This window comes from Paenibacillus sp. Z3-2 (assembly GCF_054161325.1).
The window spans coordinates 5,222,158-5,246,774 of record NZ_CP096397.1; the positions used below are offsets into that span (position 1 = coordinate 5,222,158).

Genomic DNA, 24,617 nt, shown 5'->3' on the forward strand with positions numbered 1-24,617 from the left:
GTCAGGCACCTCCGTTGTGTTGTACTCGATAAGACTGCACATTGTGATAGGATTGTTCCAGTCTGGGGATAAAACGGTCAAAGTCGGCACTTACCATGCCTGTGAACAAAATATCGACCACATGCAGAAGTGCAATACGTGAAGCCATATCTCCACGCCTCATGCCTTCTTCCAGAGAGGACGTGAATAGTGGAATATCGGATACAGCTGCAAGTGTGTTCGTGCCGTAAGAAGTCAGTGAAATCGTAGAAGCTCCAGCCTCTTTGGCACAATGCAGGGCATCGATAGTCTCTGGTGTTTCGCCTGAATAGGATACGGCCATCGCCACATCTCCCTCAGCGAGCGAAGATGCCGATGTAATCTGCATGTGTGAGTCGGAGAAAGCCGTACAGCTTTTGCCGATCCGCACCAGTTTCTGATAGAAATCCTGCGTAACAATCGACGAGGTAGCCACACCGTACAGATCGATGCGGCGAGCCTGGCACAATAATTGAACCGCACGCTCCAATCTGCCCAAATCCAGTAAACGAGTAGTATCTGCAATAGATGCAAGGTGATTGGCTTCAATGGCTTCAACAATTTTGGAGAGCGGGTTGCCAGCGACGATATCCTGATATGCCGTTTCATCCGAAGCGTGTGATAACTCTGCGGCGAGCTTCATTTTGAAATCGGGAAAACCTTTGAAATGAAACGACTTGCAAAAGCGGGTTACTGTCGCCGCACTTGTTCCACTCTGCTCTGCCAGATGGCTAATCGTCCAGCCGGGAATATCCGATGGAGATTGCATAATGACTTCGGCAATACGTCGCTCCTGAGACGGAAGGTTATTCAGTTCTTGCTGCAACGCACGTAATATGGCTGCCATGAGGACCTCACTTCATGAAAATTATTTTTATTTATTTTCAATTAAATAAGAAAATCATTTTTATAACTTCATTTTAATCAAGACGATCCTGCAAATCAAGAGGATTTTCACACAACTTTCAAGTGAAGGAACGGTGTAAAATGATCCCTGGCCACATGGTTTGGTGACTCAATCCCGGAACTACGCATAATCAGAGGTTAATTAACTATATATCAACAGCAAAAAAGCCTTGCCCCATTCTTCATGACAAAGAATAGAGAAAGGCTTTCATGCTGCTACTTAATCCTAACTGTAATTCGCATCAGATCTTCAGTTCTCCAAGCTTAATCAGCTCGACAACTGCCTGCGAACGACCCTTAACATTGAGTTTCTGCATCACATTCGAAATATGGTTACGCACCGTTTTCTCGCTGATGAATAACTGCCCTGCGATGTCACGCGTTGTTTTGTCTTGAACTAGTAATTCGAATACTTCGCGTTCACGGTGGGTCAACAAAAATTTGCTTTTATGATCGATACCCTTCAATGTTCACCCCTCCTTGCTCGGGTTGTGTTGGTGTAACAAGGTTAAGGGGATACAGTCAACTCATCTTATGTCAGGTCAAGGGCGTTGGTTCAGTTTTATAAGAAAAATGGGCAGTAATTATGTGTTTCACTGTCCCAATAGAACATGTTCCAATTTTTATGTAAAAATTATTTAAACCAAACATGCCCTTGCAGCTGATGTTGTCATCCCCGCAAAGGCACATTGGTTATCTGTCTGATTCTAAACTACCGGTTCACTCGATTCATCATGCCGTCATTATTATTACGGTTCATCAGACCATCGTTAAGGATGCCATCACGGTTATTTGTATCTGTTCCGTTCGTTGGGAAAATGCGCTCTACCATCGATTGGAACGTATCGATCATGCCACTCACCGGTTTACCATTACGCATATCTGTGGCATAGTTCTCCACATGCTCCACAAACTCCGGATTGGCTGATACATATACATTCTCGATGTTCGGTGCAAACTGCTTGATTTTGGCTGAAATCTTACCTTTGATCTCATCCGATGTGTTATCGTCCGTGCTATTTACACGTTGGCCTTCACTTTGCATTCCTTCGTTCATCGTATTAGTTCTGCCACTGTTCGTCAGACCACGCATCATACCAACTGTACCTGTGCCCATCGTGCCATAGATGCTGCGGTCATTCCCCATATGCCCACGATCTGTTGCTGAGCCCGTGTTCAATCCTGGAGCAATTCCGCTGGTACTGTATGGGGATGTGGTTCCCGTGCCGCCATTCACACGCATACCACCCATATCTTGATTCATGTTTCCACCACGCATGGTATTACTGGCATGATTACGCATCGTTCCACCCAGCATGCTCGTACGACCATTCGACTTGTTATCCAACTTGCCTGCATGACCATCTGTCAGACGAACAGCGACATACGCATTACGATCCGTTAGCATGACACGGGCAGATTGAACTTCCTTCATCTCCGTAATGCGTTTGGCCAGCTCTTCACTGGATTTCAGGTCAGTCACATTATGCATACGATAGCTTTGCGCACGAATACCATCCATGCCATTCGTTTCCACACCATAACGGTTAATCCCGTTGGATTGCTCACGAACACTTTGCGTATGCATATTGTTGGTATCCCGATTCGTACCACAACCTGTCAAACCGGCCATTACAAAGATTGCAGTAGACAATGATAACGTAATAGCTGTTGCCTTTTTGACTGCTGGCATGTACTCATCCTCCAATGTTTGTTGGTTTTGGTCACAAAGATAGGATGCGCTTCTGTACGTACCGATATGCTGAAAGGATATGGTACCTTTCCCTATAAAAAAACAGTGCCGCTTATTCGCAGCACTGCCTTAAGGTAACTTGAATTTCATTTTAAGTTTGTCATACTCACTTTTCTTACTTAACGTTCATTCCTCATCTGATGAGGAATTCGTTGACTCATCTGCGGCATTCGATGACTCTTCTGAAGAAGTTGTTGATGCTTTAATCGTATCCGGGAATTTCTCCGCTTCCGACAGACTCGTCGCATCCATGACATATGCCCACTGACCATCCGGCGTAATGACCCAGATCTGATCCGGTTCGGATGGCAGTGTAAGCCCCCGGTACACATCTCGAACTTGTTGCCCACTTACCGTCTGTTCAACAGACAGGGTGAATCGGGGAACAGTACCCTTCAGCTCCGAAGCTTTGCGCACATCATCGGCTGTAGACAGGTTTTTGATTTTGCCAATGAGCGATACGGCATCTGTGGCTTCAATGGATTTTCCATTCAGTGTCCAGACCTGCTCTGCCGCACCATCCCCCGATGTCGATTTCAACATCCAGGTGGCAGCTTCACCCTCCCACTCCAGAGAAGCAACATTCGTCTCATCCATGTTAAAAGGGGTTGTATCCAACAGATCACGACGTGACAAGTTGATGTTGGTCATCGTCTCTGTCTGCACGGCAACCACGGGGCCCGAATCAACGCGCACATAACGTGCATCATCTGCTGGAAGCTGGCCGCCAATAGCCAGTTTAATCTCCCGGTTATCTTTTAGTTTGATATCGATTCGTGTAGCATCTGTTCCTAATCCGTACTTATTCAGATCCGTCGGTGCTTCTTCTACCAACAGTTCCTGGTTCGCACCACTCAGAGCATCCAGCCAACTGCTTACACTGTAACCGTTCAGAGGATAGGCTTTCGGTTCAACCATCTGCCAGACGCCATTCTCAAGCTCTACAGTCGACGATGCTACTGCACCAGTTGTATCCTCCGTTGTGTCATGTATCGTGATAGATTGGATGTCCCCGGACTGAATGCCAAGCAACTTTTCTTGTACCGCTTCTTCTTCCCGAAAATAATTTTGACTGGCTGCGTACACCCAACCCACAATCAGTACGATGACCACCAATATCGTTGGAACCCATTTTCTCATACCCGTCTGCGCCTCCACCATAAGAGTACACCGATTATAACAAAGATAAGCGGGAACGCGACAATCGCCACGAAGAAGATCGTTCTGGCCTGTTCACCATTCAGATATGCCATCTCATAACCGGCTTGTACCCGTGGTCGAATCGTCAATCCATCTTCTTTTTCACTCAAATAGTTCACGGTATTCAAAATAAAATCCCGATTACCGCCATTCGCAATTTCCGAATCCTGCATGAAAATGGACGAGCCCAGAATAACCGCCTTCGGTTGGCCATCCGTCGTATCGGCTGCATATCCTAGTTCCACTGGACCCTGAATGTCCTCTTCCGGATCATTGGTCGTTTCATTTTGCAATAAGCCGCCGATATTTGTCTCACCGTAACTATCATTCGAAGAATGAATTAATGGGGAAAGTGTATATTTATCCTGTTCTTTGCTGGTCAACGCAATCGACAGCGACAACATCGGATACAATTGGCTGGCAGCGAGTTTGTCCGTGATTGCATGTGTACCATACTCTGGTACCACCCAGAGGGGCCCCATCGTACTGGCCTGCTGATTATCCACCATGACCGCATGCTCATCAACAACGCCATAGTCAGCCATGAGGGCATCGATGTTTTTCCAACTGGATTTCATATCTTCCACGAATCCGAGGGATAATAACAACTTGCCTCCATTACTCAGATACGTGCGAATAGCCTTCATTTCGGTATCACTGAGATCACGTTGTGGCCCAATAATGGCCAGCACATCTGCATCTTCGGGAACCTTGCCAGCTTGATTCAGCTGCAATTCCTCCGTTTGCACATTGTTCTGTTCCAGGGAGGACTGTAGCGTAGTCATCTGAGCGAGACTCAGCTCTTCATGCCCAGTCAGGAATACCATCTTGTGCATCTCGGTAGAGGACATATTCATTAACGCCTGCGTTAACTTCTCCTCACCTGTGAACTGATATGATCCATCACTGCCGTCGCCTGTTGCGGTGAACAAACTGGCGATATCAATCACTTTGTGTTGATCTCCTTGCTCTAGAACAATGGAACTGCCAGTTATGCCGTATTTGGATGCAAGCGCAGGTTCCTGCGTCAGATTATACTGTTTTAGCTTCAACTTGCTATTACGTTTCGTGTATTCCTCCACCATATCCGTGACTTCACGGTTCAGGACGGTATTGTTGGTATTTTCAACGGTTAGCACCAGAATGTTGACGTCATCCTTCACATTTTTGATCGCAGTAAGAGACTGGTCAGATAACGTATATTGTTTGTTCGAGGTTAGATCCAGCTGAAAACCGCCAAGTGAATTCAGGAACAGTGTTAGCAAAATAAAGATGCCAATCACCGCTACGGACAGCACGGTACTGTTGGTATGACTTAACCATTTTTTCATTTTCTCACCTCCACCGCTTCCGTTCCACAATTTGAATGCTTAACAGCAGAAACACACCCGAAAGGGTGACATAATACAATATATCCGGTCCACTGAGCACACCTTTCATGAAGCTGTCGAACCGGTTGGTCAGAGCAAACGGATCCAGCCACTGTTGCAAAGCAGATCCCGTATTGCCTGCGAATGAATCAAGCATCCACAAAACGAGCAAAATAATAAAACCAGCGACCGCAGACACCATCTGATGCTGGGATAACGTAGAAGCGAATAGTCCTATCGCCATCATGCTTCCGCCGAGGAAGAACAGACCCAGCGCAGACATCCATACCGTCGTCATATCCAGTGTCCCATAGAACGACATGATGAAGGGGTACACCAGACTGCACAGAATGAGTACAACCAGGATGGCGAGAGAAGCAAGATATTTGCCGAAAATAATTTCCGTGACACGTGCCGGAGAGGTTAGCAATATTTCATCCGTTCCCTGTCTGAATTCCTCTGCAACGAGTCGCATCGTTAATAATGGAACTACAAAAAGCAGCATAGATAACGTGTCCCCCAGTACGAGACGATAATCGACAATGCTCGGCTGATAATACACGAAGCTGGAGTAGAACAACAGACTGGTCATCAGTACATATACCGCAAAAGCAAAATAGGACGTCGGGGACAGAAAATAAGCTTGCAGCTCTTTATTGCATACCGCCATCATTCGTCTCATTTGGAGCCCTCCCCTTTGCGAGAATGGGACGAGGAATCCGCTGATGTACTTGTTCCCGATATACTCGACGAGTCGATGTCCGAAGTTACGTCCCGATCCGTTTGTGCCCCTGCAACCTTATCCACATCTGCCGAATTCACGTCCGTGTCTGTTGTTTCGGTTGTAGTCAACTTCAGGAAGATCTGCTCCAGACTCAGATTCTCCTTCTTCATCTCCAGTATCGGTAATCCTGCACCGGACAAAAGGTAGAACAACTCTTCCCGAAAATCTTCCGCGCTCTCTCCTGTGAGCAGCATTTTAACCGTATCCACTGAACTTGATGTAAGTGAAGTGTCTTTGGCGGTATTCGTATCCGGTGCCTGAATGACTTCACTCCGTACCTTCTCCCATGGTGTCAGCACATTATGTAGTTGCTCCGCAGTGGCCTTCACTTCAATCGAAACCTTGAACTGATCCCCCATTGCTGAGCCGAAATGCTGTGGTGAACCATCCAGCACAAGCTGCCCCTGATTAATGATCAACATTCGATTACAGAGCGTGCTCACTTCCGGCAAAATATGCGTACTGAGCAGTACCGTATGGTTCTCGCCCAGTTCCCGGATCAGATCCCGAATCTCGATAATCTGATTCGGATCAAGTCCCGATGTTGGCTCATCCAGGACCAGCAGATCTGGCTTGTGAATGATGGCTCCCGCCAGTCCAAGACGTTGCTTGTACCCCTTGGACAATCCACGCACCAATTGTTTTTCCCGACCCTGAAGTCCCAATCTGCTAACCATCTCACTGACCCGCAACTTAACCTCACGGGCCGGGACATCTCTCAGATTCGCTACGAATCGGAGATAGGACTGCACTGTCATATCCGGATAGAGGGGCGGCGTTTCTGGCAGGTACCCAATCTTCGAACGAACACGCTGGCCCTGCTCATGCACCGATGCACCATCCACCATAATGGAACCCGCGGTTGGATGCAGATAGCCCGTAATCATACGCATTGTAGTTGTTTTTCCGGCACCATTGGGCCCGAGAAACCCGACAATCTCACCACGTTCCATGGTGAAATCGAGTTGATGCACGCCGCGCTGCCCTTCGTACACTTTGCTGACCTGTTTCACTTCGAGCACATCATTCATCCTTTCCCGTTAAAATACCCGTGCACCATCATTACAGTAGATGTTGGGCACGGGAAGTTCCTTGTATCTTACGTGAACTATCCTAAACTCAGCTTAATGTCACTTGAAAGAAAGCTTAAAAATAATTGTCTAAAATGTGAACATTCGCAGTAACACCCACACCCTGCGCTTAAAGCCAACGTACCATAGAGTACAGGAGAATGTGCTCCTGACCAAAAGTCAGAGGGTGAATCGTGTGAAAGTATTATTCACGTTTTATGTTCCAAGCGGTGGCGTGGATACGTTAAATCGACTACGCACCGCCGTTCTGAAACGTCATGGCATAGAAGCGCACTTATTGTATCTCATCACTGGATCGGGATTACAAAACAACAGTGATACGCCCATTTTCACCGCGTCCAGTGACGAGGATATTCATCATTTAATTCAGACACATCATTATGATGCCATCATTGCCACATCAGATATCGCTATGCCCGGCCGCTTGAGAGGACTCGGTTATACCGGACGAATTATTTTTGAAGCCCAAGGACTTGGAACGCGCGACCAGGCTCTGGAAACCATCCAAATGGCTGTACCTTACCTTCAAGCCCACTGCGATGCTGCTGTTTTGCCCCCCACAGACCACCTGCTGGATATGTTCATTCATATCTGCCCTTGGCTTCATCGGTTTGTGATTCCCAATATGCTGGATACGGACACCTTTGCCCCGATCTTGGTGGATACCCCACCCTATCCGGTACTCGCATGGGTAGGCCGACTCGAACACAACAAAAACTGGCGTGAATACCTAACCATATCCAGTGAAGTCATCAAAAAAAATCCGCAAGCCAGACTATGGTTGTTCCACGATCCCACTCTGGCTAATCCTGAAGATGAAGTCATGTTCCGGCATATGCTGGCAGAATACGGGCTTGAAGATAAGATTGGCATCTTCATCAATGTTCCCCATTCTCAGATGCCTACCTTCTATTCCATGATTGCCGCTTCAGGGGGCATCATGTTATCCACTTCCCTACTTGAAGGGTTCGGCTATGCCGTCGCTGAAGCCATCTCTTGTGGCTGCCCGGTACTCAGTACAGATTCGGACGGTGTACGTTCATTTATCACACATAACATGACTGGAAAGTTCTATCCGATTGGCAATGTCATGGCAGCTGTCTCCGAAGCAATGGACCTCATGAACAACAAGAAACTGCGTGAATATATTCGCATCCAGGGCAGACAGCATATGAGCTTGTCTTTCTCACCAGATCGGTATGCCGTTTCTTTCCGTGAAATGATGACCGCCTTGCGTATTTTCCATTGAGGATCGCAAAAAGGCAGCTCAGAGGGATGCTCTGAACTGCCTTAATAGGGTTGATATTTTTAGTGTCCCATCATCATTGCAGGATCAGGCTCGTCGCCATGAAGGTCTTCCTTCGGCATTGGTTTCGGTTTGCGCAGGATCAGACTGAGCAAACATCCGAACAATGCAATACAAGCAGCCAGGAAGAATGTATCATTGAAGCCACCCACCAGACCTTGCACTATAGCCGTCGGCTCCGTACTTGTTGTATTGTCTGCGATTCTTGAAGTAAGAAAGCCTGTAAGCCCTGCAACTGCGAAGGATACGACCACTTGCTGTGCTGCAGCCGTGAGCGGCGTAACCCGTCCAACCAACTTACGTGGTGCGGCATTCAATACATGCGTATTGAGCGGCATCATGGACAAGCCCATACCCAGGCCCATCATGATCAGAGCCGTAATAATCAGACCAAGACCTGTCTCTGCCGTGATGGAGGACAGAATAAATAATGCACCCGAGATAATGCCCAGACCCACGAAAGCCAAAGGTCTCGCACCAATTTTATCAAACAATCGACCGCCAAGCGGCATACCTACTCCAGAAGCCAGAGCCTGTGGCAGCAGAATGAGTCCTGTCTCCAGTGCAGTGTAGCCTTTGATCTGCTGCAAATAGAGCGGGATCAGAATCATCGCACCGAACAGCGCCACTTGTGACACCCATGCGAGAACAATCCCCCGCGAGAAGTCAGATGATTTAAACACCCGGAGTTCCAGCAACGGATTTTGATGACGTAATTCTACAATAATGAACAAAATGAGCGCTACACCACCCACAATTACACCCGTCAGTGTTGTTGCAGATGTCCAGCTCGTTCCTCCCTCACTCACACCATAAGCGAGCATCGAGAATGCAATTGGAGCCAGAATCATGCCGAGCAGATCCAGTGCAGGCGTGCGTCCACGATCCGTATCAGGCAAGAACTTGATACATAGAATGAAAGCTGCAATACCAATTGGCAAGTTGATCAGGAAGATCCAGTGCCAGCTCAGTGATTCAATAAACCAACCGGACAATACCGGACCCAATGCAGGGGCAAGCAGCATGGGAATTCCGAGCATACCCATGATGGAGCCTCTTCGCTCAGGAGGAGCCAGACGAAAGACCATCGCCATACCAATAGGAGCAACCATGCCTCCACCGAGGCCCTGAATGATACGGTAAATGATCAATTGTTCAGGCGATTGAGCAATCGAGCATAATACAGAACCCAAGGTGAACATGACAATCGTGAACAGAAATACTCTTTTGGCACCAAACCGGTCAGTTAACCAGCCTGCCAGTGGAATAACCGCAGACAAAGCGAGGGTATAACCCGTAACCGTCCATTGAATGGTCTTTAGATCTGTCTCAAAATATTGAACCAGATTCGGAATGGCCACGTTCACCACCGTGCTGTCCAGAATGACCATAATCATTCCGACGATAATGGCCAGGAGTGGCAGTATAATCGTTTTGATTGAAAACTCTGCGAGCTCCTGGGATACTGTTGTTTGTTCTTTCACGTTCTCCACACTCTTTTCCAGCCAGCCGAGCACAGGTTTATCTCTGCGTCTTGCTCAGCCTATATTTTACGGCTAATTTCAAACTATCGTTTTAAACCGTCGTTTTAAACTTTCGTTTAACACTGATCTAATTTTAATGAAAATACCTTTGCTGTCAAGCTATTTTTTTAGAACTTTCTACTATGAATGCACCACAAAAAAATGGAACAGGTACTTCCCTGTTCCACACATTGGCTGATCATGCCTATTCAATGATATCCATATCAATCTGCAAGTTTAATCATCTGATATTCTGACAGTATGCCCAACGTCTGACCGTGAATACTCCTGCAATACATTCGAATAACCAGAAGATTCGGTGCTGAACTGTTGCTGATGATCCTCATTTCATAAGGCTCGGATGACACATCCAGATTATGAATGACCTGGTTACCACCCGCTCCCCCCGATCCCGATCCGATATGAAAAAGATGTCGGAATAGCTCCCCGTGGATACTGGCCCCACCAACAAATACATCTGTCCCTTCCTCTCCGCCAACATAGGCTAATTCCACGTCAATATATTTCACGGGAACAAAAGTCTGTAGCAGATTCTCATGAATTTCGAGTAAATATGCGGCCACTATAGATCCCTCCTTCATTGCATGAAACTTCCTGTAGATAGGATATGCTTCCTCTCGTCCATTGCCATTTGCATTCACCCATTTCCAAGCAATTAAACGGAAATGCCCGACCTTCCGGTCCTCTTTTTTCATAGAATAAAAGGATAGAAGCTCGGCCTATGGAGGCCGTGACAAGGAGGTAGCTATGAGAGTTCTGCTCGTTACGTATTGGGAGCTTACACATATGGGTGGAATATGGACATATGTCAAACAGCTGGCTGACAGGCTGATCGCACTTGGTGTTGAAGTTGATATCATGGGCACGAATGGTGCCAATAACGAAGTATATATTCGTAATCTGAACCGGGCATTCTCCAAGGATAAAGTGTGGCCTATGCTGCAAGCGAAGCTCAATCCGACCGATCTGCCACAATTCACAGCTGATCCTCTTCTGGCTTATTATGAATTGAACAGATATGCCTTCGAGATGGCCGCCGCTTATCTGGGGGTGGACCACTATGATGTCATCCATGCGCAAGATCCGGTAGCTGCCGTCGCCATAAAACGCATCTTGAACCGCAATATCCCGCTTGTCACCAGTTATCATGGAGCACTTGCACGCGAAGCCTTCTATGATGCTCAAAATTCCAACCCGCAGCTAACCCTCTCTGCATATTTGCAATCGAAACGCGGACGTTACTTTCTCTCATTGGAAGAACGAAGTGCAGCCCTGTCTGAGCTCATTCTGGTGTCCAGTCATTGGATCAAGAGTACGCTTACAGAGCTTGCGGTTCCCGAATCGAAGTTCCGGATAATCCCTTATGCCGTGGATCTACCGGCCTACCGTGCATTAGCAGCGACGAAGTTCCGCCAGCGACCACCCACCGGCAAGAAAGTCATTGCCTTTACCGGAAGGCTTGAATATATCAAGGGCGTTCATGTGTTAATCAAAGCCTTAGCCAGTCTGAAAAGTAAACGTTCTGATTGGGTCTGCTGGATCGCAGGAGAAGGCAATCTGTTTGATGAATTGCGGGCCCAGGCCACGGCGGCTGGTATTTCAGCCGATGTTGTATTCTGGGGCAAGCTGGACAATATTCCTTCCTTCCTGCGACATGCCGACATTTATGTCCAGCCAAGTCTGCAGGACACGCAACCTTTCTCCGTCACCGAAGCACAACTCGCGGGTGTACCCGTTATCGTCAGTGGTACAGCCGGCATGCCTGAGATGGTTGAACCCGGACGTACAGGATGGGTCGTTCCTCCGCAGGACGTTGATTCCCTCCGTGAACTGCTGGATGCACTTCTGGAGGATGACATTACCCGTAAACAAGTAGGGGCTGCGGCCAAAGCCTGGGCCGAACAAAACCGCTCTCTGGAAGAGATGGGACTTCGTACATTACATGTCTACCAGGAAGCCATTTATAGAGGAGGGCATTCCATATGACACTGCTTGTGCCTAGTGATTTGTACAATCGCTGGTTCTCTACGCCTGTCTCCACACCTCACATTGACGTGGATTACGCTACAATGAATGAACTGATGAAGAAGCTTCCCAAAGGATACGTATTTCCTGATCCTGCATCCATGATGATACTGAATTCAAAAGATTAAGTTTCCACTACCACGCCATGTTTAAATAACATGCCTGAATACCAAACAAGGGGCTGTCCCATATGTCATAAGAATGACAGGGGACACCCCTTATTTACTTTCATGTGTCTAACGGAACCAGAACACGCTATTTGCTTTCTTTTGCGCATGTCTGACTTGTAACGAATCACAGAGACGTTATTTCGTCCATCATGGTCAGTTTTCCAGCTCGAAAGCCATTTTTCAAAGGGATAACGTGACTGAGATTCGTTAGAATTTGCTTTTAATCTGCTGCCAATTTGGAATACATACTCAGATCGTTGAACGTTTCGCCCGCCCTCTCGTATGCTCTAAGTGTTCCTTCAAATGTAAAATTAAGCTTCTGTAAAAGCTTGATCGAATTCACATTCTCGGGATCAACCTTTGCTTCAATTCGATTCAGCTTCAAAGTCGAGAATGCGTGAGTTAACAAAGAAAAGATCGCTTCTGTAGCGTATCCTTTCCCCCAGTGGGATCTGGCAATGTCATACCCAATCTCTGCTTTTAGATTTTCAAAATCCAGCGAATTATAACCACAGGAACCAATGATTTCATTGGACTCTTGTACAATGATAGAAAACCGGATAGCCTTGTTTTCCTGAGAAAGCTCCTCCAGAAGATTAATCATTGCCGTGGCTTGATTTTCATCCGTAAAACAACTAACATTCATAAATTTCGTAACATCCGGATCAGACCAAATCTTAAACAAACTGGCCGAATCCGATACTTTCATTTTTCGCAATTGTAACCGTTCTGTGTGTAACTCTGTAATCAATACTTTTACCTCCATCAGTTTATTAATAGTTAGGTTTAAGATATTGATATCTGCGCATAGTCCATTCCCTTCTGTGTACAATTACGTTTCATTATACAGGGAATTATTCGTGCAAGTATTTTTATATAAGCGAAACATGTTAAACTAATAGTGTTCAAAATGTATTTCATGAAGGAGAGTTTGACCATGATCATCCAATTCATTCGCTATAGGTAATGTAAGGTGCAGATCACATAACCCGGCAATTTTGACAAAATAGCTAGGGTTTGTTTGACTGTGCCTTTTTTCCATTCACCTATTATGAATGAGAGGGTGCTTCTTTGTGTTCCAAAAAAGTAAAAAGTTAATCAGTGCTGCAATACTTGAAAAGCATCAAGACATATTTAGATGTCCGTTATGTAAAAAAACAATGCAAGTTGTCTATTTACAGAGTTTAGTATGCAGCAATCATCACTGTTTCGATATAGCAAAGCAAGGATATGTAAACTTATTGTCCCGAGGTATGCGTACGAAATATGATAAAAAGATTTTTGAGTACAGAAGATTAATCAGTAAAGACGGTATATTCAATCCATTATATGGTGCGGTAAGTCAGATTATAATGAATAACCATTTGAGCAATGAGCCGATAAGGGTGCTCGATGCAGGTTGTGGAGAGGGGTCTCACTTAAATAACATACACACCGAAATAAACCGAACAAAACCTATGGATCTATTGGCTGTAGGAATCGATATTTCTAAAGAGGGAACTAGTTCTGCTGCAGCAGAACATCCAAATGCTATCTGGTGTGTCACGGATATTGCAAACTGCCCCTTTCAAAGTCAAAAGTTCGAATTCATTTTGAACATCCTTTCGCCAGCCAATTATTCGGAATTTCAGAGGTTATTAAGTGATCATGGTTTGGTGATTAAAGTCGTGCCTAATCAGGACTATCTAAAAGAGTTAAGAGAAATCCTTTATATGGGGTCTAAGAAGCAAAATTATTCCAATTCACTTACAATCAACCACTTCAAGAAACAATTCAATTTAATTGATGTTGAGAGCATCCAATATCAGGTGAACTTAAATACACAATTAATCAAACCGTTGTTGGGTATGACGCCATTATCATGGGGGACTTCTGAAGAGCGCATTGAAAAAGTTCTTCAGTTGAATCTGAAGCAGGTCACTATGGACTTTAAAGTTCTAATCGGATCGGCGAAAAATTAACACCACATGATTAATTCATTAAACTAACGGTAACCGTTAGTTCTATAATCTATGAGCAGTCTGCAGTTTATAAGCAGGCTGCTCCTTTTTCAGCATGAATTATTGGCAAAGTTAAGTCGCCGGTATTCAATATGGAATTTGCACTCGGTTAAATATTCTTACTTCCAATATCCGCCCACATGCAGCAGATTAAGCAGCGTTGGACGATGCTTCGCCTGAGCCCGCTCCATCTCGGCCACCAGTGCTTTGAAATGGCGTTTGGTCCCCATCGACTCATGCAAACGGTAGCACATCAGCGGTTCATTGTAATAGAACAGCTCATACATCGGAAATAGTCTCATCCACATCTCATAGTCATGCGTGTAGCGAAAATCGGTATCGAACAAGCCAAACCGCTCAAATGCATCCATCTCTACCATGACAGTACAGCCGTTGATCGGACAACCTTCGAGCAGTACCTGCAACATCTCCAGACGGCTCCCCACTTCAGGCTGCACTGTATCCAACCACTCACTGTTTTCATTCACATAATGGTAGGCACCGTGACAGAATGAAGCCTTGGCCTCGCGCATAAACTTCAGTTGCTTCTCCACCCGATCCAGCAGCATGACATCATCTGAACTGAGCCAGACAAAATATTCCCCTGTCGCCTGCTTGATCCCCTCGTTCAATGCTGTTGCGGTTCCACCGTTTTCTTTGCGAATATAGCAGATAGAATCCTTGAATGGTTGTAGCTTCTCCACGTGCTCCGTTGACCCATCATCCACCACGATGACTTCAATATGCGGATACGTCTGGTGAATGGCACTGTGAACAGCCTGCTCGATATACGCACAATTATAAAAAGGAATGACGATCGATACTTTCGGCTCCATTCGGGCCTCCCCTTCCTCCGCTTGTCTCTGCACAGCCATTGCTTTTTCTCTATTATATGAAGAACGTTTCAATCGGTATCGGACATCTGTAGTGCTGTATAAGCACATTTAAGTAGCTGTCATGACTAATGTTAAAAAATCATTTCTGACTTTCAAAAATTAGTGGGAAAACTGCAAAAGCCTTATAGTTATATCGCCTTTTCTCGCAACATTCGTCGATACTTTTGGAATTTAAGTTTATATACAACCAAATCACGCTCCAGTCTTTTTAACAGAGATATTTTAGAAATTCAAAGACTTCAATCTTAAAACTACCAGATTTGATTCCTCGACATTATCAAAAATTGGTAAGCTGCCCGATATACAATATTTTATTTTTTTGCTTGAATAATGATTAGTCATATCATATATGACAGTTATGGTAACATTTTATATAAAGTTAACGATTTCATAGAAACAACAATAATATATTTCTAAATTCTAGAAAGCACACATTTAAACCTACCTTCTAAAATCTTTAATGCTATTTTTGGTACAACATGTCTCGCCTCCCCATTCCTACCACATATTTTGCATTAGTCCAACCTCATGTATATTTAACAGTATAATCTAAAAAAAATCCTACAATTCCTAAAAAAGACATAGTCTATCGATCTTGAGTTTCGATTCTCTTTTACATATAATCTACTTGGGTGGTACACGGATGTTTGATGATTGTGTTTTAAGCATTCATAGATAGATTTTGAATGATTATTTCAATATAGAAACCGTGGTGAGGAATTAATTCAAAAATGAACAATATTGATAAATAGAGAAGATCACGATTAATATTGATATTGTTTATCTCTGTTACATTGATCTTCTGGTCGACAAGGATTTTACTCAAATCGAACCGCTCTCATTAAACTTCGGTGCGAAATCTAACTTCAACGCATATATCCAACCAGATGTCCAGTAGGGTCCTTGCTGCAATTTAATTATAAACAATCTGAACTAGTAGAGTAGTGCACCACAAATCAAAGTCTGGAGATTAATAGGAATGCTCAATTTTCGAACTGGATGTTACCCAGAACAACACTCGAAACAGTGAAAATAGAATATTTGGGGTAGATCTAAGCTAGCCCGCTAGTAAAGCGCTACATTGGATACAATAAAAAATAATAATTTCCTGTAACTCATCTGAAACTTAATCAATTTTAAAAGAGGTGAACCACTATGAAATTTATTGGAGCGTATTTAAAACAGTACTGGTATCTCTATGTACCCTTAGCCCTTACAATGCTTGTCGGCATTGCACTAAATTTATCCTTTGCTTGGTTTATCTCGAGAATAACTGATGCGGCCATATTACAAGACTCCTCACAATTGATGTTCATGATTTATGCAGGATGTATTATTCTAGCTGTACTCGGTTTTAATGCATATGCTGATACATATTTAAAAGCTAAAGTGGCCAGTATGATCCGAAACGATCTCAAGAAAAAGACAATGAGCACACTTCTTCAATTAAAACAATCTTTTTATGATAAAAATCATTCTGGACAATTGGTTACTCGACTGACCAATGACAATTCAATGGTAGGTGATGCTCTTGGGAATACACTTATAGAACTAATTAAGAACCCTCTTCTTGCTATCTTTTCTTTTATCTATTTAGTTTCGATAAACTGGAAGCTTGCGATTATATGCTTATTGATTAGCCCTCTCACTTTAGCTGTTGCAATCGTTTTCGGTAGAGCTATGAGAAGACTTTCTAACGATTTACAAAATCAAAACGGGCAGACTTCTAGTTTTTTACAGGATGTTCTGGGATCAAGTATTATCTTCAAAACTTTTGCACTAGAAAACACTTTCCATAAAAAATTCGTGAAACAAGCAGAGACAATATTTAAATTGGAACTTAAAAACGGTAGAATGAGAGGCGCATTAGACTCCACTACACAAGTCGTAGCAAACATTGCATTCCTTGTTGCATTCATTCTTGGTGCATATTTCGTTTCTCAAGGCGATATGACTATAGGAAGCTTACTCGCTTTTACCCAACTTATGAATTACTTAATTATGCCCTTCATAGCATTCTCAGGCATTTGGGGATATTTTCAGTATGCTATGGGAGCTGCAGACAGAATTTCTGAAATTTTGGACGGATCACCAGAACAATCAAGCGCACCACAAGATGCGAAATCAGTCCATAGTTCGTTTAACAATTTAAAAATACATCAAGTTCACTTTGAATACGATAATGAATCTGTAATACAAGACTTATCCTTTAATATTAACAGAGGTGAGTTTGTCGCCATTGTTGGGCCAAGTGGGAGCGGGAAATCTACCTTATTCAAACTATTACTAAACTTATATTCAACTTCAAAAGGAACTATTTCAGTGGATGGCCATTCTTATGAAAACTTGAGTGAGGAAGACATCCGAAGATACTTCTCTATGGTACCTCAGGAGCCTTACCTTTTTTCCGGAACTATTCTTGAAAACATCATCTATGGAAATCCGAATGCTACAGAGGAAGAAATAGTTCAGGTAGCAATTCATGCAAATGCTTATGAATTCATCACTAACTTGACAGATGGCTTCCAAACTGAAGTTGGTGAAAGAGGCTCAAACCTCTCAGGTGGCCAGAAGCAACGCATTGCTATAGCACGAGCATTTCTTCGTAATGCACCGATCTTACTTTTAGATGAAGCTACGGCATCTTTAGATAATGAGTCGGAGCGCCTTGTTCAGGAAGCATTGAATAGAATGATGATTGGAAAGACAACCTTAGTCATTGCACACCGATTATCTACCATTCAAAATGCAGACCGGATTCTTGTTATGAAGGACGGTCGAATCGTCGAAAGTGGTAACCATGATGAATTGCTGAAAAGACAGACACACTACTTTAATTTGTACAACAAAAACTTAGTAACAGCAAACTAAACTCATAATTGAGTATGCGGACAGTGCTCAAGTAGTTTTTTTCTACAGCACTGTTCTTAGGCATTTAGTTGTCTTTATTTTAACTCTTAACTCCTGGGATCAATAGCTTGATATTCCTTTATTTCTCATACTCATGAGCAGTTGACAATGTAAGGCGTTAAACTGGTAACCTAAGGTATCCAGGAAAATTAAGATTCGAAATAAGATACAAGTCGAAGTATGAGTGAAGCGTTATCGGAAAGGATAGCCATTTGAGCAAGATACTTTATGAAGGATGACCGAAGACGAAGTTCGCGAGCGTAGAAAGACATCGCGGAGTTTAGAGCAAATATCGAGCACTTAAAAAAGCGGTATCCAACACTGCCCGGTATGGTCATAGCCCCGTCAAGTAGACAATAAAAAAAGAGAAATTTCATTAAGCGGCGACTTTTTCCCTGAATTCAATCGGGGAGAGGTCGCCGAGTTGTTTTGGAAACGTTCCTTGTTGTAAAACGAAATATACTCCATAATTTGGGTCCTTGCTTGTTCCAGATTTTGAGGCTTCTCCAAATATAACTTCTCCGTCTTCAAATGGGAGAACGACTCAATACAGGCATTGTCATAACAGTTTCCACGCCGAGAATGGCTTCCTATTAGCTTCTTCTCTTCAAGCAATTTGGCATAACTCTGTGTTGTATACTGAAACCCTTGGTCCGAATGGAGCAAGGTAGGTCCACATTTCAGTTTCTTCCCTGTGTCCATAACGATTTTTAAGTCATTTCGCCCGGAGAATTCCCAGGCTACAATTTCGTTGTTGTACAGATCCATCACAACCGATAGATAAGCAAAATCATGTCCAATCCGGACATACGTAATATCCGTCACGAGCTTCTGCACAGGAGCTTCCGCCGAGAATTCCCAATTTAAGACATTACGGAACAGAACTGACGGTTTCCGGCCAGCAAATGGACGTTTCTTGCGAATCACGGAACGAATTTGAAGTTCTCTCATTAAGCGGCGTACCTTTTTGTGATTCACCACGAGGCCTTCCTTTCCTAACGCGGTTCTCATACGTTTGTAGCCGAATAAGGACGAAGCCGGTGAATGCCTAAAATAATGTGCTTTTAGATCCGCATCCCGATCTGCTCGTTTCTCTCTGAGGACAACATTCTTCTTCCATTTGTAGTACCCTGCACGAGAAATTTCAGCATTTTTACACAACCAAACCACAGGTCCCCACTTGCTTATTTCTTGAATGGACTGGCACCGGGCTTCGAAATCCAGCTTCACTCTCCGTGCAAATTCGGATTGGGCTTTTTTAGATATTCTACCTGCGCTTTCAAATAAGCATTTTCTTCTTCTGCACTGCTAAAATGCTTCTTCGTCCAACGTCCAGGGTAATCCTCAAAACTCTCTCCATTTTGGCTTTTCCGTACCCAAGTAATAATCTGGCTCTCACTCCTTAATACCAAACTTCTCCATGATCCGACGTTACGCCCAACCTTCTTCCAATCGCAGACGAACAGCCTCTTTCTCGTTCTTCACTATATTGATAAAGGTTTGGCCTTTTTTCACTGTCTACCTTGAGGGGATACTACCAGTAAGTGAGGAGTAAATCTATTCGTTTTTAAATCGCTGAGGAGATGAGACTGAACCTTTACACCAGTGAAATCCCACAAATAGGCTACTACAAGTCGCTTAGTAAAAAGTTAGTTAATCCATTTAGGACTAATCTCTGTCTCTGCTGCACTTGTGGCCCCGTGTTATATCCTAAACTCACTATAAACCCTTTTGAATCCATCATTATAGTATACAGACTTAGTAAGTTTTCTTATGTTGTCTATAAAAATGACGGACTTCTATGTTAATATCATAATGATTTTGAACTCATGTTCTTGATCATGCTCAACGCAGATAGTGAGTCTTTTAGCCATATCAATAAAATCATCAAAATACTTATAAAGTGGAAAACGGCATAAAAATACATAACTATATATTTATCAGTAAATTTGCAATAGTTCTCTTATTAATTATAAGTACATTCTCACTAATTATGATAGCACAATTAAGTATCCCTCTTTAGCATCATTATCTTTGACAAAATTGCTGCGCAAAGAGGGCGTTAATCAGCCATCTTGCGGCCTCATAACTGCCCTCCTACGCTACCCGCCAAGCGCCGCTATACGCTGCAATAACGGTTCACGATATCTGGACCATACCATGGATGCCTCTCTGCCGATGACATCCGCATGACGAACTGATCCCATTCCTCCATGCCAACGATACGCAGTAAGTGGCTCGTTCAGGTAAGGAAAACGATGACCGTTCAGAAGAATACGCAGCCAGAGATCCAAATCGTGCGTATATGGCAGCAGCTCATCGAACAGACCTACCCCGCTGAACAGATCCTTGCGGATCATGACGGTACAACCGTTGACCGGATTGCCGTTAACGAACAATCGCAGCCAATCCAGATCGGCCATCGGTTCAGCTCCTCCGTTCAACTTGGTCACGGCAGAATGTTCATTGATGTAATGAAAATTCGTATGAGAAACCAGCACATTCTCGCGTTGCATAAACGCAAGCTGATACCGGATTTTATCAGGGTACAGATAATCATCCGAACTAAGCCAAACCACATATTCACCAGAGGCATGGCGGATGCCATGATTAAGTGCCGAAGCTGTACCTCCATTGCTTTTGCCAAGCACATTAATATATGGAAGATAGGGCTGAAGCAACTCCGCGTGCCGGGTAGCGCCGTCGTTCACGACAACGATCTCCACATCGGGATACGTCTGGTTCAGTGCACTCTGAATCGCCTGTGGCACGTAAGGGCAGTTGTAGAACGGAATCACAATGGACACTCTTGGACTCAACTTGGCGTCCTCCCTTGCTGGGCACGAACATCATTCAGAATATCCTGTAGCGATGTGGCAAATGGAATCAGCGGCAGCCAGCCTATCTTGCGCAGCAATGATAATTCCTCCTGTTTCCCCGCACCATCCGGACCGGAAGACGCTCCATCCCAGCGAACAGGGACTTCTGCTTCTGTCATGGACAACAGCAGATCTGCAATTTCACCAAGACTGCGCTCGACTCCGGACACCACAGGATATACCGTACCACTGGTTCCTTGTACCAAGAGAGTCGCATATGCCCTGACGGCATCCCGCACATCCAGAAAGTCACGAGTACTATCTCGCCCGGACAGGCGGAATGCCTCGGTTTTGCCCGCCTGCTCACAGGCAACAATATGACGTGCAAGCAGTGAACAGATACCTGTGGATGGACCGGCTCCGATTAGATTGCCCGGCTCCGCCAACATAATTTGTTGTCCGAAGAGCGACATCCAGGACAAAGACACCATCTCTTCCAGTGCTTTGCTGAGACTGTACGGATGCGGAGGCTGGGGAATCCGGCCGGGTTCCGGCGTATATTTTAACCTTGATCCCACAATAACGGTGCGTGCTGCCGGACAACTGCGAAGCGCATCCAGTAAATACAGAACGGCCATTACATTGGTCTCCAGAACCAACAATGGATCTGCCCAAGAATCAGGTACGGAATTTTTGCCGGCAAGATGCAGCACATAGTCGGGTTGCACCTTGTCGATCAGATGACGCACTTGCTGTTTATCATTCAGATCACAGACATGGACTTGGGCGCCTTTACCGAATGAATACACGTCGGGTCTCCGGACTACCGCTGCAACCACTGCACCTGCTTCCCGAAAATAAGACACGGCATGTCGCCCGGTAAATCCGGAGGCGCCTGTGATCAGTACTTTCTTGCCTGTCAGCTCTGCTCCATCCATAATGCCAGCTCCTTCAGCATTGTAGAATAATCCGGCAGGTCTGTCTTCACATCCTCGCGAGTGGACACCAGCGTACGGTCCTGCACCATACTGTCATCACGCACAATCGTCACATCCTGCTTATCCCAGGTCTGCTTGAACAACACAAGCAGGTCATGCTTGCTCACAGGTACCGGATGAGCCAGGTGGATGAGACCATTAACGGATGAAGCCAGGTAATGGTCTACCCATTTGGCCAGCTCAAGCGTGGTCACACCGTTCCAGAATACGCGGGTATATCCGCCAACTTCACCTGTCCTGGACATAAACCATTGCATCAGACCAATGCCGCCTTTCCGAATCTCGGGTCCAATGATGGACGTACGGATCGTCAGATGGCCTTCATCCTGAACTTCGCCAAGTGCTTTGGTGATGGCGTAAGCAGAGGTCCCGTCTGTGACATCATCTTCCCGGTATGCTCCCCGGTCCCCGCTGAACACACAATCTGTGCTGATATGAATCAGACGTGCACCAACCGTATCCGCAACCCGCCGCAGACGATGCGGCAGGAAACCGTTAATATGATATGCGGTAATTTTGTCCTCATCTGCGAAGCTGTTCAATACACCTACTGCATTTATAACCACATCCGGGTGCACCGCTTCTACCATTCGGTCGACCATGAAGCTGTCGTTCACATCCAGGAGCAGACCATTCGGGTCCGTGACATCCCGAGTTGTGTAGAAGACGCTGTGTACACCTTGACGGCGGAAATAGTCGACCAGAATATGGCCGGCCATTCCGTTCCCACCAAGTATCAGCAGTTTCATGACAGGAATCCTCCGCGTTTCAGAATTTCACGAATCTCCTCTTTGGTCATCAGTTGATGTTCTGAACTGAAGCTGTTGAAGGAGACCGGAGGACAATTCGTGTAATGTTCACGTAGCCCCGGTATACCGAGTGTTGGGAGAATGACCAGGTACTGCTCATCGTAAACAACGGTAGTCATGCTCTCGAATTCACTCATCAGTATTTCATGAATTTTCTCACCTGGGCGAATACCACGTTCCACAATGGCCACGTTATCCACGCCGGAATCCTCAATCAACACTTCAGCGAGATCCACGATTTTGCATGTCGGCATCGTCATGACAAAGATCTCTCCACCGACACTCTCCACCGATGCTTTGAACAGCAGGGTAATCGCGTCCTTCAAGGTAAGAAAGAATCGAGTCATGCTCATATCCGTAATGGATACCTGGCCTTTTTGGCGGATCTGATTTTTGAACAGATGCACCACACTTCCATTTGTTCCCAATACATTCCCGCCCCGCACTGTAACAAACTTGGTATCGCTGTGTAACAAGTTCGCATATACGATTAATTTCTCGCCGATGGCCTTTGTCATTCCATAGAAGTTGGACGGATTGGCAGCCTTGTCAGTCGAGATATAGATAACCTTTTTCACCCTGTTTTCAATAGCCGCCTCGATCACATTCTGTGTACCAATGACATTGGTTTTGAGTGCTTCGTACGGCTGATCTTCACACACCGGAACATGCTTGAGCGCAGCCAGATGGAATACATAGTCCACATGCTGGCAGGCAGCCGTCAAGGCCTCCTTGTCACGGATATCTCCAATCCGGAAATGAAGACGCGAGTCTTCAAATTCACGACTCATGGCCACTTGGCTGGACTCGTTCCGGGAATACACAATAATTTCTTTGGGCTGCTGGGGCAGCAGTTGAGCCACAAGTTCATAACCCCATGATCCCGTACCGCCAGTCACGAGTATACGCTTATTTTCAAACATGCATTTTCCCTCCAAGCAGAAATTTAACCACTTTACTGGATACGTCTGTTGCTTTGTAACCTTGCGGGCAGTCCCAATCGTTAGACATCTGAGTCATGACCTTCACACAATCGGCGATACGTGCCGCATCCAGACCGGAGACCACATTGCTACCGCAATCTACTGTTTCCGGGCGTTCTGTCGTTCGACGCATGGTCACGGTCGGTACACCCATAATGCAGCACTCCTCCTGCACGGTACCGCTATCCGTGAGTGCACAGCGAGCATGACGTTCGAGCATTACAAAGTCGAAGAATCCAAACGGCTCATGAAACTCCACCAGCGGGTTCATCTCCAGTTGCAAATGTTCCGCAATCCGGATCGCTGTTCGTGGATGAATGCTACAGATCACACGCAACCCATGTTCCTCAGCGACCTGGTTCAGTCCTTTCATAATCTCCAGCAAATGAGGAGGGTGATCCACATTCTCAGCCCGATGGGCAGTAACCAAAAAGTATTGCCCGGACTTCAGCTTGAGCTTCTTGAGTATTTTGCTGGAGCTTACCTGTGCGTCATAGTGCTGCATCACTTCATAGATGGGATTGCCCGTGAGCACGATCCGCCTGCTGGGCACCCCTTCGCTAACCAGATGTTTCTTGCTCTGTTCCGTGTAAGGCATATTAATGGTGGAGATAGCATCAATCACCTTGCGATTCTTCTCCTCAGGCACATCCAGGTCGAAGCATCGATTGCCTGCTTCCATATGAATAACAGGAACGCCCATGCGCTCAGCCAGCACAGCACACAATGCGCTATTGGTATCTCCGAGCAGCAGTAATTTATCGGGCTTCTCCTGTAATATCAGATCTTCCATCTGTGTAAACATCGAGGACAGCTGCCGTCCCAGGGAGGCCGCTTCATCCTGGAGAACGTAATCCGGTGCACGCAGGCCCATTTCCTTGAAAAAAAGACCGCTGAGACTTTCCGTGAAGTTCTGTCCCGTGTGTACCAGAATATGGTTGGACGCGTACTGGTCCAGCTTGGAAATGATCAGGCTGAGTCGTATGATCTCAGGTCTCGTACCCAGCACCGTCATGATCTTCATCGTAATCCCTG

21 protein-coding genes and 1 pseudogene are annotated in these 24,617 nt (G+C 45.2%); 5 read left to right on the forward strand and 17 right to left on the reverse strand.

The features are described 5' to 3' along the window. Window position 1 precedes the first annotated feature (1 nt). The 7 genes from M1D71_RS23365 to M1D71_RS23395 form a co-directional block, all read right to left on the reverse strand. On the reverse strand, window positions 2-865 hold the full coding sequence (locus tag M1D71_RS23365; RefSeq protein ID WP_458123886.1) for a MurR/RpiR family transcriptional regulator: 864 nt from the start codon (window positions 863-865) through the stop codon (window positions 2-4). 301 nt (window positions 866-1,166) lie between these two features. Next, window positions 1,167-1,391: a helix-turn-helix domain-containing protein gene (locus tag M1D71_RS23370; RefSeq protein ID WP_017692532.1), complete on the reverse strand. Its 225-nt coding sequence runs from the start codon at window positions 1,389-1,391 to the stop codon at window positions 1,167-1,169. A 245-nt stretch (window positions 1,392-1,636) separates the two neighbouring features. Next, window positions 1,637-2,617: a YhcN/YlaJ family sporulation lipoprotein gene (locus tag M1D71_RS23375; RefSeq protein WP_458123887.1), complete on the reverse strand. Its 981-nt coding sequence runs from the start codon at window positions 2,615-2,617 to the stop codon at window positions 1,637-1,639. Between the two features lie 186 nt (window positions 2,618-2,803). Further along, window positions 2,804-3,817 carry a DUF4340 domain-containing protein gene (locus tag M1D71_RS23380; protein ID WP_458123888.1) on the reverse strand — a complete coding sequence of 338 codons (1,014 nt, stop codon included), beginning with the start codon at window positions 3,815-3,817 and terminating at the stop codon, window positions 2,804-2,806. Continuing rightward, window positions 3,814-5,208, reverse strand: coding sequence for a GldG family protein (locus M1D71_RS23385; protein ID WP_458123889.1), 1,395 nt, complete (start codon window positions 5,206-5,208; stop codon window positions 3,814-3,816). Before M1D71_RS23385 ends, M1D71_RS23380 begins: the two co-directional genes overlap by 4 nt. Before the next feature lie 4 nt (window positions 5,209-5,212). After that, the gene (locus M1D71_RS23390) at window positions 5,213-5,929 is read right to left on the reverse strand and encodes an ABC transporter permease subunit (protein WP_458123890.1); all 717 of its coding nucleotides are present in this window, start codon (window positions 5,927-5,929) and stop codon (window positions 5,213-5,215) included. Then, complete coding sequence (locus M1D71_RS23395) at window positions 5,926-7,053, reverse strand: ABC transporter ATP-binding protein (protein WP_458123891.1); 1,128 nt, start codon at window positions 7,051-7,053, stop codon at window positions 5,926-5,928. The genes M1D71_RS23390 and M1D71_RS23395 overlap by 4 nt, the downstream gene beginning before the upstream one ends. Window positions 7,054-7,297: 244 nt before the next feature. Between M1D71_RS23395 and M1D71_RS23400 the strand changes: the two genes are divergently transcribed. Next, the gene (locus tag M1D71_RS23400) at window positions 7,298-8,371 is read left to right on the forward strand and encodes a glycosyltransferase family 4 protein (protein WP_458123892.1); all 1,074 of its coding nucleotides are present in this window, start codon (window positions 7,298-7,300) and stop codon (window positions 8,369-8,371) included. A gap of 59 nt (window positions 8,372-8,430) precedes the next feature. On the opposite strand, the gene M1D71_RS23405 is transcribed toward M1D71_RS23400, so the two are convergent. Continuing rightward, window positions 8,431-9,912, reverse strand: a complete 1,482-nt coding sequence (locus tag M1D71_RS23405) for a DHA2 family efflux MFS transporter permease subunit (RefSeq protein ID WP_458123893.1) — start codon at window positions 9,910-9,912, stop codon at window positions 8,431-8,433. Between the two features lie 263 nt (window positions 9,913-10,175). Then, a complete protein-coding gene (locus M1D71_RS23410; protein WP_458123894.1) occupies window positions 10,176-10,535 on the reverse strand; it encodes a hypothetical protein in 360 nt (119 codons plus the stop codon). 184 nt (window positions 10,536-10,719) lie between these two features. Between M1D71_RS23410 and M1D71_RS23415 the strand changes: the two genes are divergently transcribed. Beyond that, entirely contained in the window at window positions 10,720-11,958 is a 1,239-nt protein-coding gene (locus M1D71_RS23415; RefSeq protein ID WP_458123895.1) for a glycosyltransferase family 4 protein, read from the forward strand. Beyond that, window positions 11,955-12,125: a hypothetical protein gene (locus M1D71_RS23420; protein WP_458123896.1), complete on the forward strand. Its 171-nt coding sequence runs from the start codon at window positions 11,955-11,957 to the stop codon at window positions 12,123-12,125. Before M1D71_RS23415 ends, M1D71_RS23420 begins: the two co-directional genes overlap by 4 nt. A gap of 262 nt (window positions 12,126-12,387) precedes the next feature. Here M1D71_RS23420 and M1D71_RS23425 read toward each other — a convergent pair whose 3' ends face one another. Then, on the reverse strand, window positions 12,388-12,918 hold the full coding sequence (locus M1D71_RS23425; RefSeq protein ID WP_458123897.1) for a GNAT family N-acetyltransferase: 531 nt from the start codon (window positions 12,916-12,918) through the stop codon (window positions 12,388-12,390). A 322-nt stretch (window positions 12,919-13,240) separates the two neighbouring features. Here M1D71_RS23425 and M1D71_RS23430 point away from each other — a divergent pair, with 322 nt between their 5' ends. After that, window positions 13,241-14,128 (forward strand): putative RNA methyltransferase, encoded by an 888-nt coding sequence (locus M1D71_RS23430; protein WP_458123898.1) that lies wholly within the window; start codon window positions 13,241-13,243, stop codon window positions 14,126-14,128. Between the two features lie 158 nt (window positions 14,129-14,286). Here the strand turns inward: M1D71_RS23430 and M1D71_RS23435 are convergent, their stop codons facing one another. Beyond that, window positions 14,287-15,003 carry a glycosyltransferase gene (locus tag M1D71_RS23435; protein WP_458123899.1) on the reverse strand — a complete coding sequence of 239 codons (717 nt, stop codon included), beginning with the start codon at window positions 15,001-15,003 and terminating at the stop codon, window positions 14,287-14,289. Window positions 15,004-16,218: 1,215 nt separating this feature from the next. On the opposite strand from M1D71_RS23435, the gene M1D71_RS23440 reads away from it, so the two are divergent. Then, a complete protein-coding gene (locus M1D71_RS23440; RefSeq protein WP_458123900.1) occupies window positions 16,219-17,934 on the forward strand; it encodes an ABC transporter ATP-binding protein in 1,716 nt (571 codons plus the stop codon). Between the two features lie 415 nt (window positions 17,935-18,349). Here the strand turns inward: M1D71_RS23440 and M1D71_RS23445 are convergent. The 6 genes and pseudogenes from M1D71_RS23445 to wecB all read right to left on the reverse strand — a co-directional run bounded on the left by M1D71_RS23445 (window position 18,350) and on the right by wecB (window position 24,606). Next, window positions 18,350-19,488, reverse strand: a pseudogene (locus M1D71_RS23445) (IS3 family transposase). Window positions 19,489-20,075: 587 nt separating this feature from the next. Next, on the reverse strand, window positions 20,076-20,792 hold the full coding sequence (locus M1D71_RS23450) for a glycosyltransferase (RefSeq protein WP_458123901.1): 717 nt from the start codon (window positions 20,790-20,792) through the stop codon (window positions 20,076-20,078). Continuing rightward, window positions 20,789-21,730 (reverse strand): NAD-dependent epimerase/dehydratase family protein, encoded by a 942-nt coding sequence (locus M1D71_RS23455; protein ID WP_458123902.1) that lies wholly within the window; start codon window positions 21,728-21,730, stop codon window positions 20,789-20,791. Before M1D71_RS23455 ends, M1D71_RS23450 begins: the two co-directional genes overlap by 4 nt. Next, on the reverse strand, window positions 21,712-22,539 hold the full coding sequence (locus M1D71_RS23460) for a dTDP-4-dehydrorhamnose reductase family protein (RefSeq protein WP_458123903.1): 828 nt from the start codon (window positions 22,537-22,539) through the stop codon (window positions 21,712-21,714). Before M1D71_RS23460 ends, M1D71_RS23455 begins: the two co-directional genes overlap by 19 nt. Beyond that, the gene (locus tag M1D71_RS23465) at window positions 22,536-23,522 is read right to left on the reverse strand and encodes a polysaccharide biosynthesis protein (protein ID WP_458123904.1); all 987 of its coding nucleotides are present in this window, start codon (window positions 23,520-23,522) and stop codon (window positions 22,536-22,538) included. The genes M1D71_RS23460 and M1D71_RS23465 overlap by 4 nt, the downstream gene beginning before the upstream one ends. Beyond that, window positions 23,515-24,606: a non-hydrolyzing UDP-N-acetylglucosamine 2-epimerase gene (gene wecB, locus M1D71_RS23470; RefSeq protein WP_458123905.1), complete on the reverse strand. Its 1,092-nt coding sequence runs from the start codon at window positions 24,604-24,606 to the stop codon at window positions 23,515-23,517. Before wecB ends, M1D71_RS23465 begins: the two co-directional genes overlap by 8 nt. Window positions 24,607-24,617: the final 11 nt, after the last annotated feature.

Coding starts and splice junctions, on each gene's coding strand:
- wecB (WP_458123905.1), bottom strand. CDS start 24,606: ATGAAGATCATGACGGTGCTGGGTACGAGACCTGAGATCATACGACTC.
- M1D71_RS23385 (WP_458123889.1), bottom strand. CDS start 5,208: ATGAAAAAATGGTTAAGTCATACCAACAGTACCGTGCTGTCCGTAGCG.
- M1D71_RS23390 (WP_458123890.1), bottom strand. CDS start 5,929: ATGAGACGAATGATGGCGGTATGCAATAAAGAGCTGCAAGCTTATTTT.
- M1D71_RS23465 (WP_458123904.1), bottom strand. CDS start 23,522: ATGTTTGAAAATAAGCGTATACTCGTGACTGGCGGTACGGGATCATGG.
- M1D71_RS23440 (WP_458123900.1), top strand. CDS start 16,219: ATGAAATTTATTGGAGCGTATTTAAAACAGTACTGGTATCTCTATGTA.
- M1D71_RS23420 (WP_458123896.1), top strand. CDS start 11,955: ATGACACTGCTTGTGCCTAGTGATTTGTACAATCGCTGGTTCTCTACG.
- M1D71_RS23460 (WP_458123903.1), bottom strand. CDS start 22,539: ATGAAACTGCTGATACTTGGTGGGAACGGAATGGCCGGCCATATTCTG.
- M1D71_RS23375 (WP_458123887.1), bottom strand. CDS start 2,617: ATGCCAGCAGTCAAAAAGGCAACAGCTATTACGTTATCATTGTCTACT.
- M1D71_RS23455 (WP_458123902.1), bottom strand. CDS start 21,730: ATGGATGGAGCAGAGCTGACAGGCAAGAAAGTACTGATCACAGGCGCC.
- M1D71_RS23365 (WP_458123886.1), bottom strand. CDS start 865: ATGGCAGCCATATTACGTGCGTTGCAGCAAGAACTGAATAACCTTCCG.
- M1D71_RS23415 (WP_458123895.1), top strand. CDS start 10,720: ATGAGAGTTCTGCTCGTTACGTATTGGGAGCTTACACATATGGGTGGA.
- M1D71_RS23380 (WP_458123888.1), bottom strand. CDS start 3,817: ATGAGAAAATGGGTTCCAACGATATTGGTGGTCATCGTACTGATTGTG.
- M1D71_RS23435 (WP_458123899.1), bottom strand. CDS start 15,003: ATGGAGCCGAAAGTATCGATCGTCATTCCTTTTTATAATTGTGCGTAT.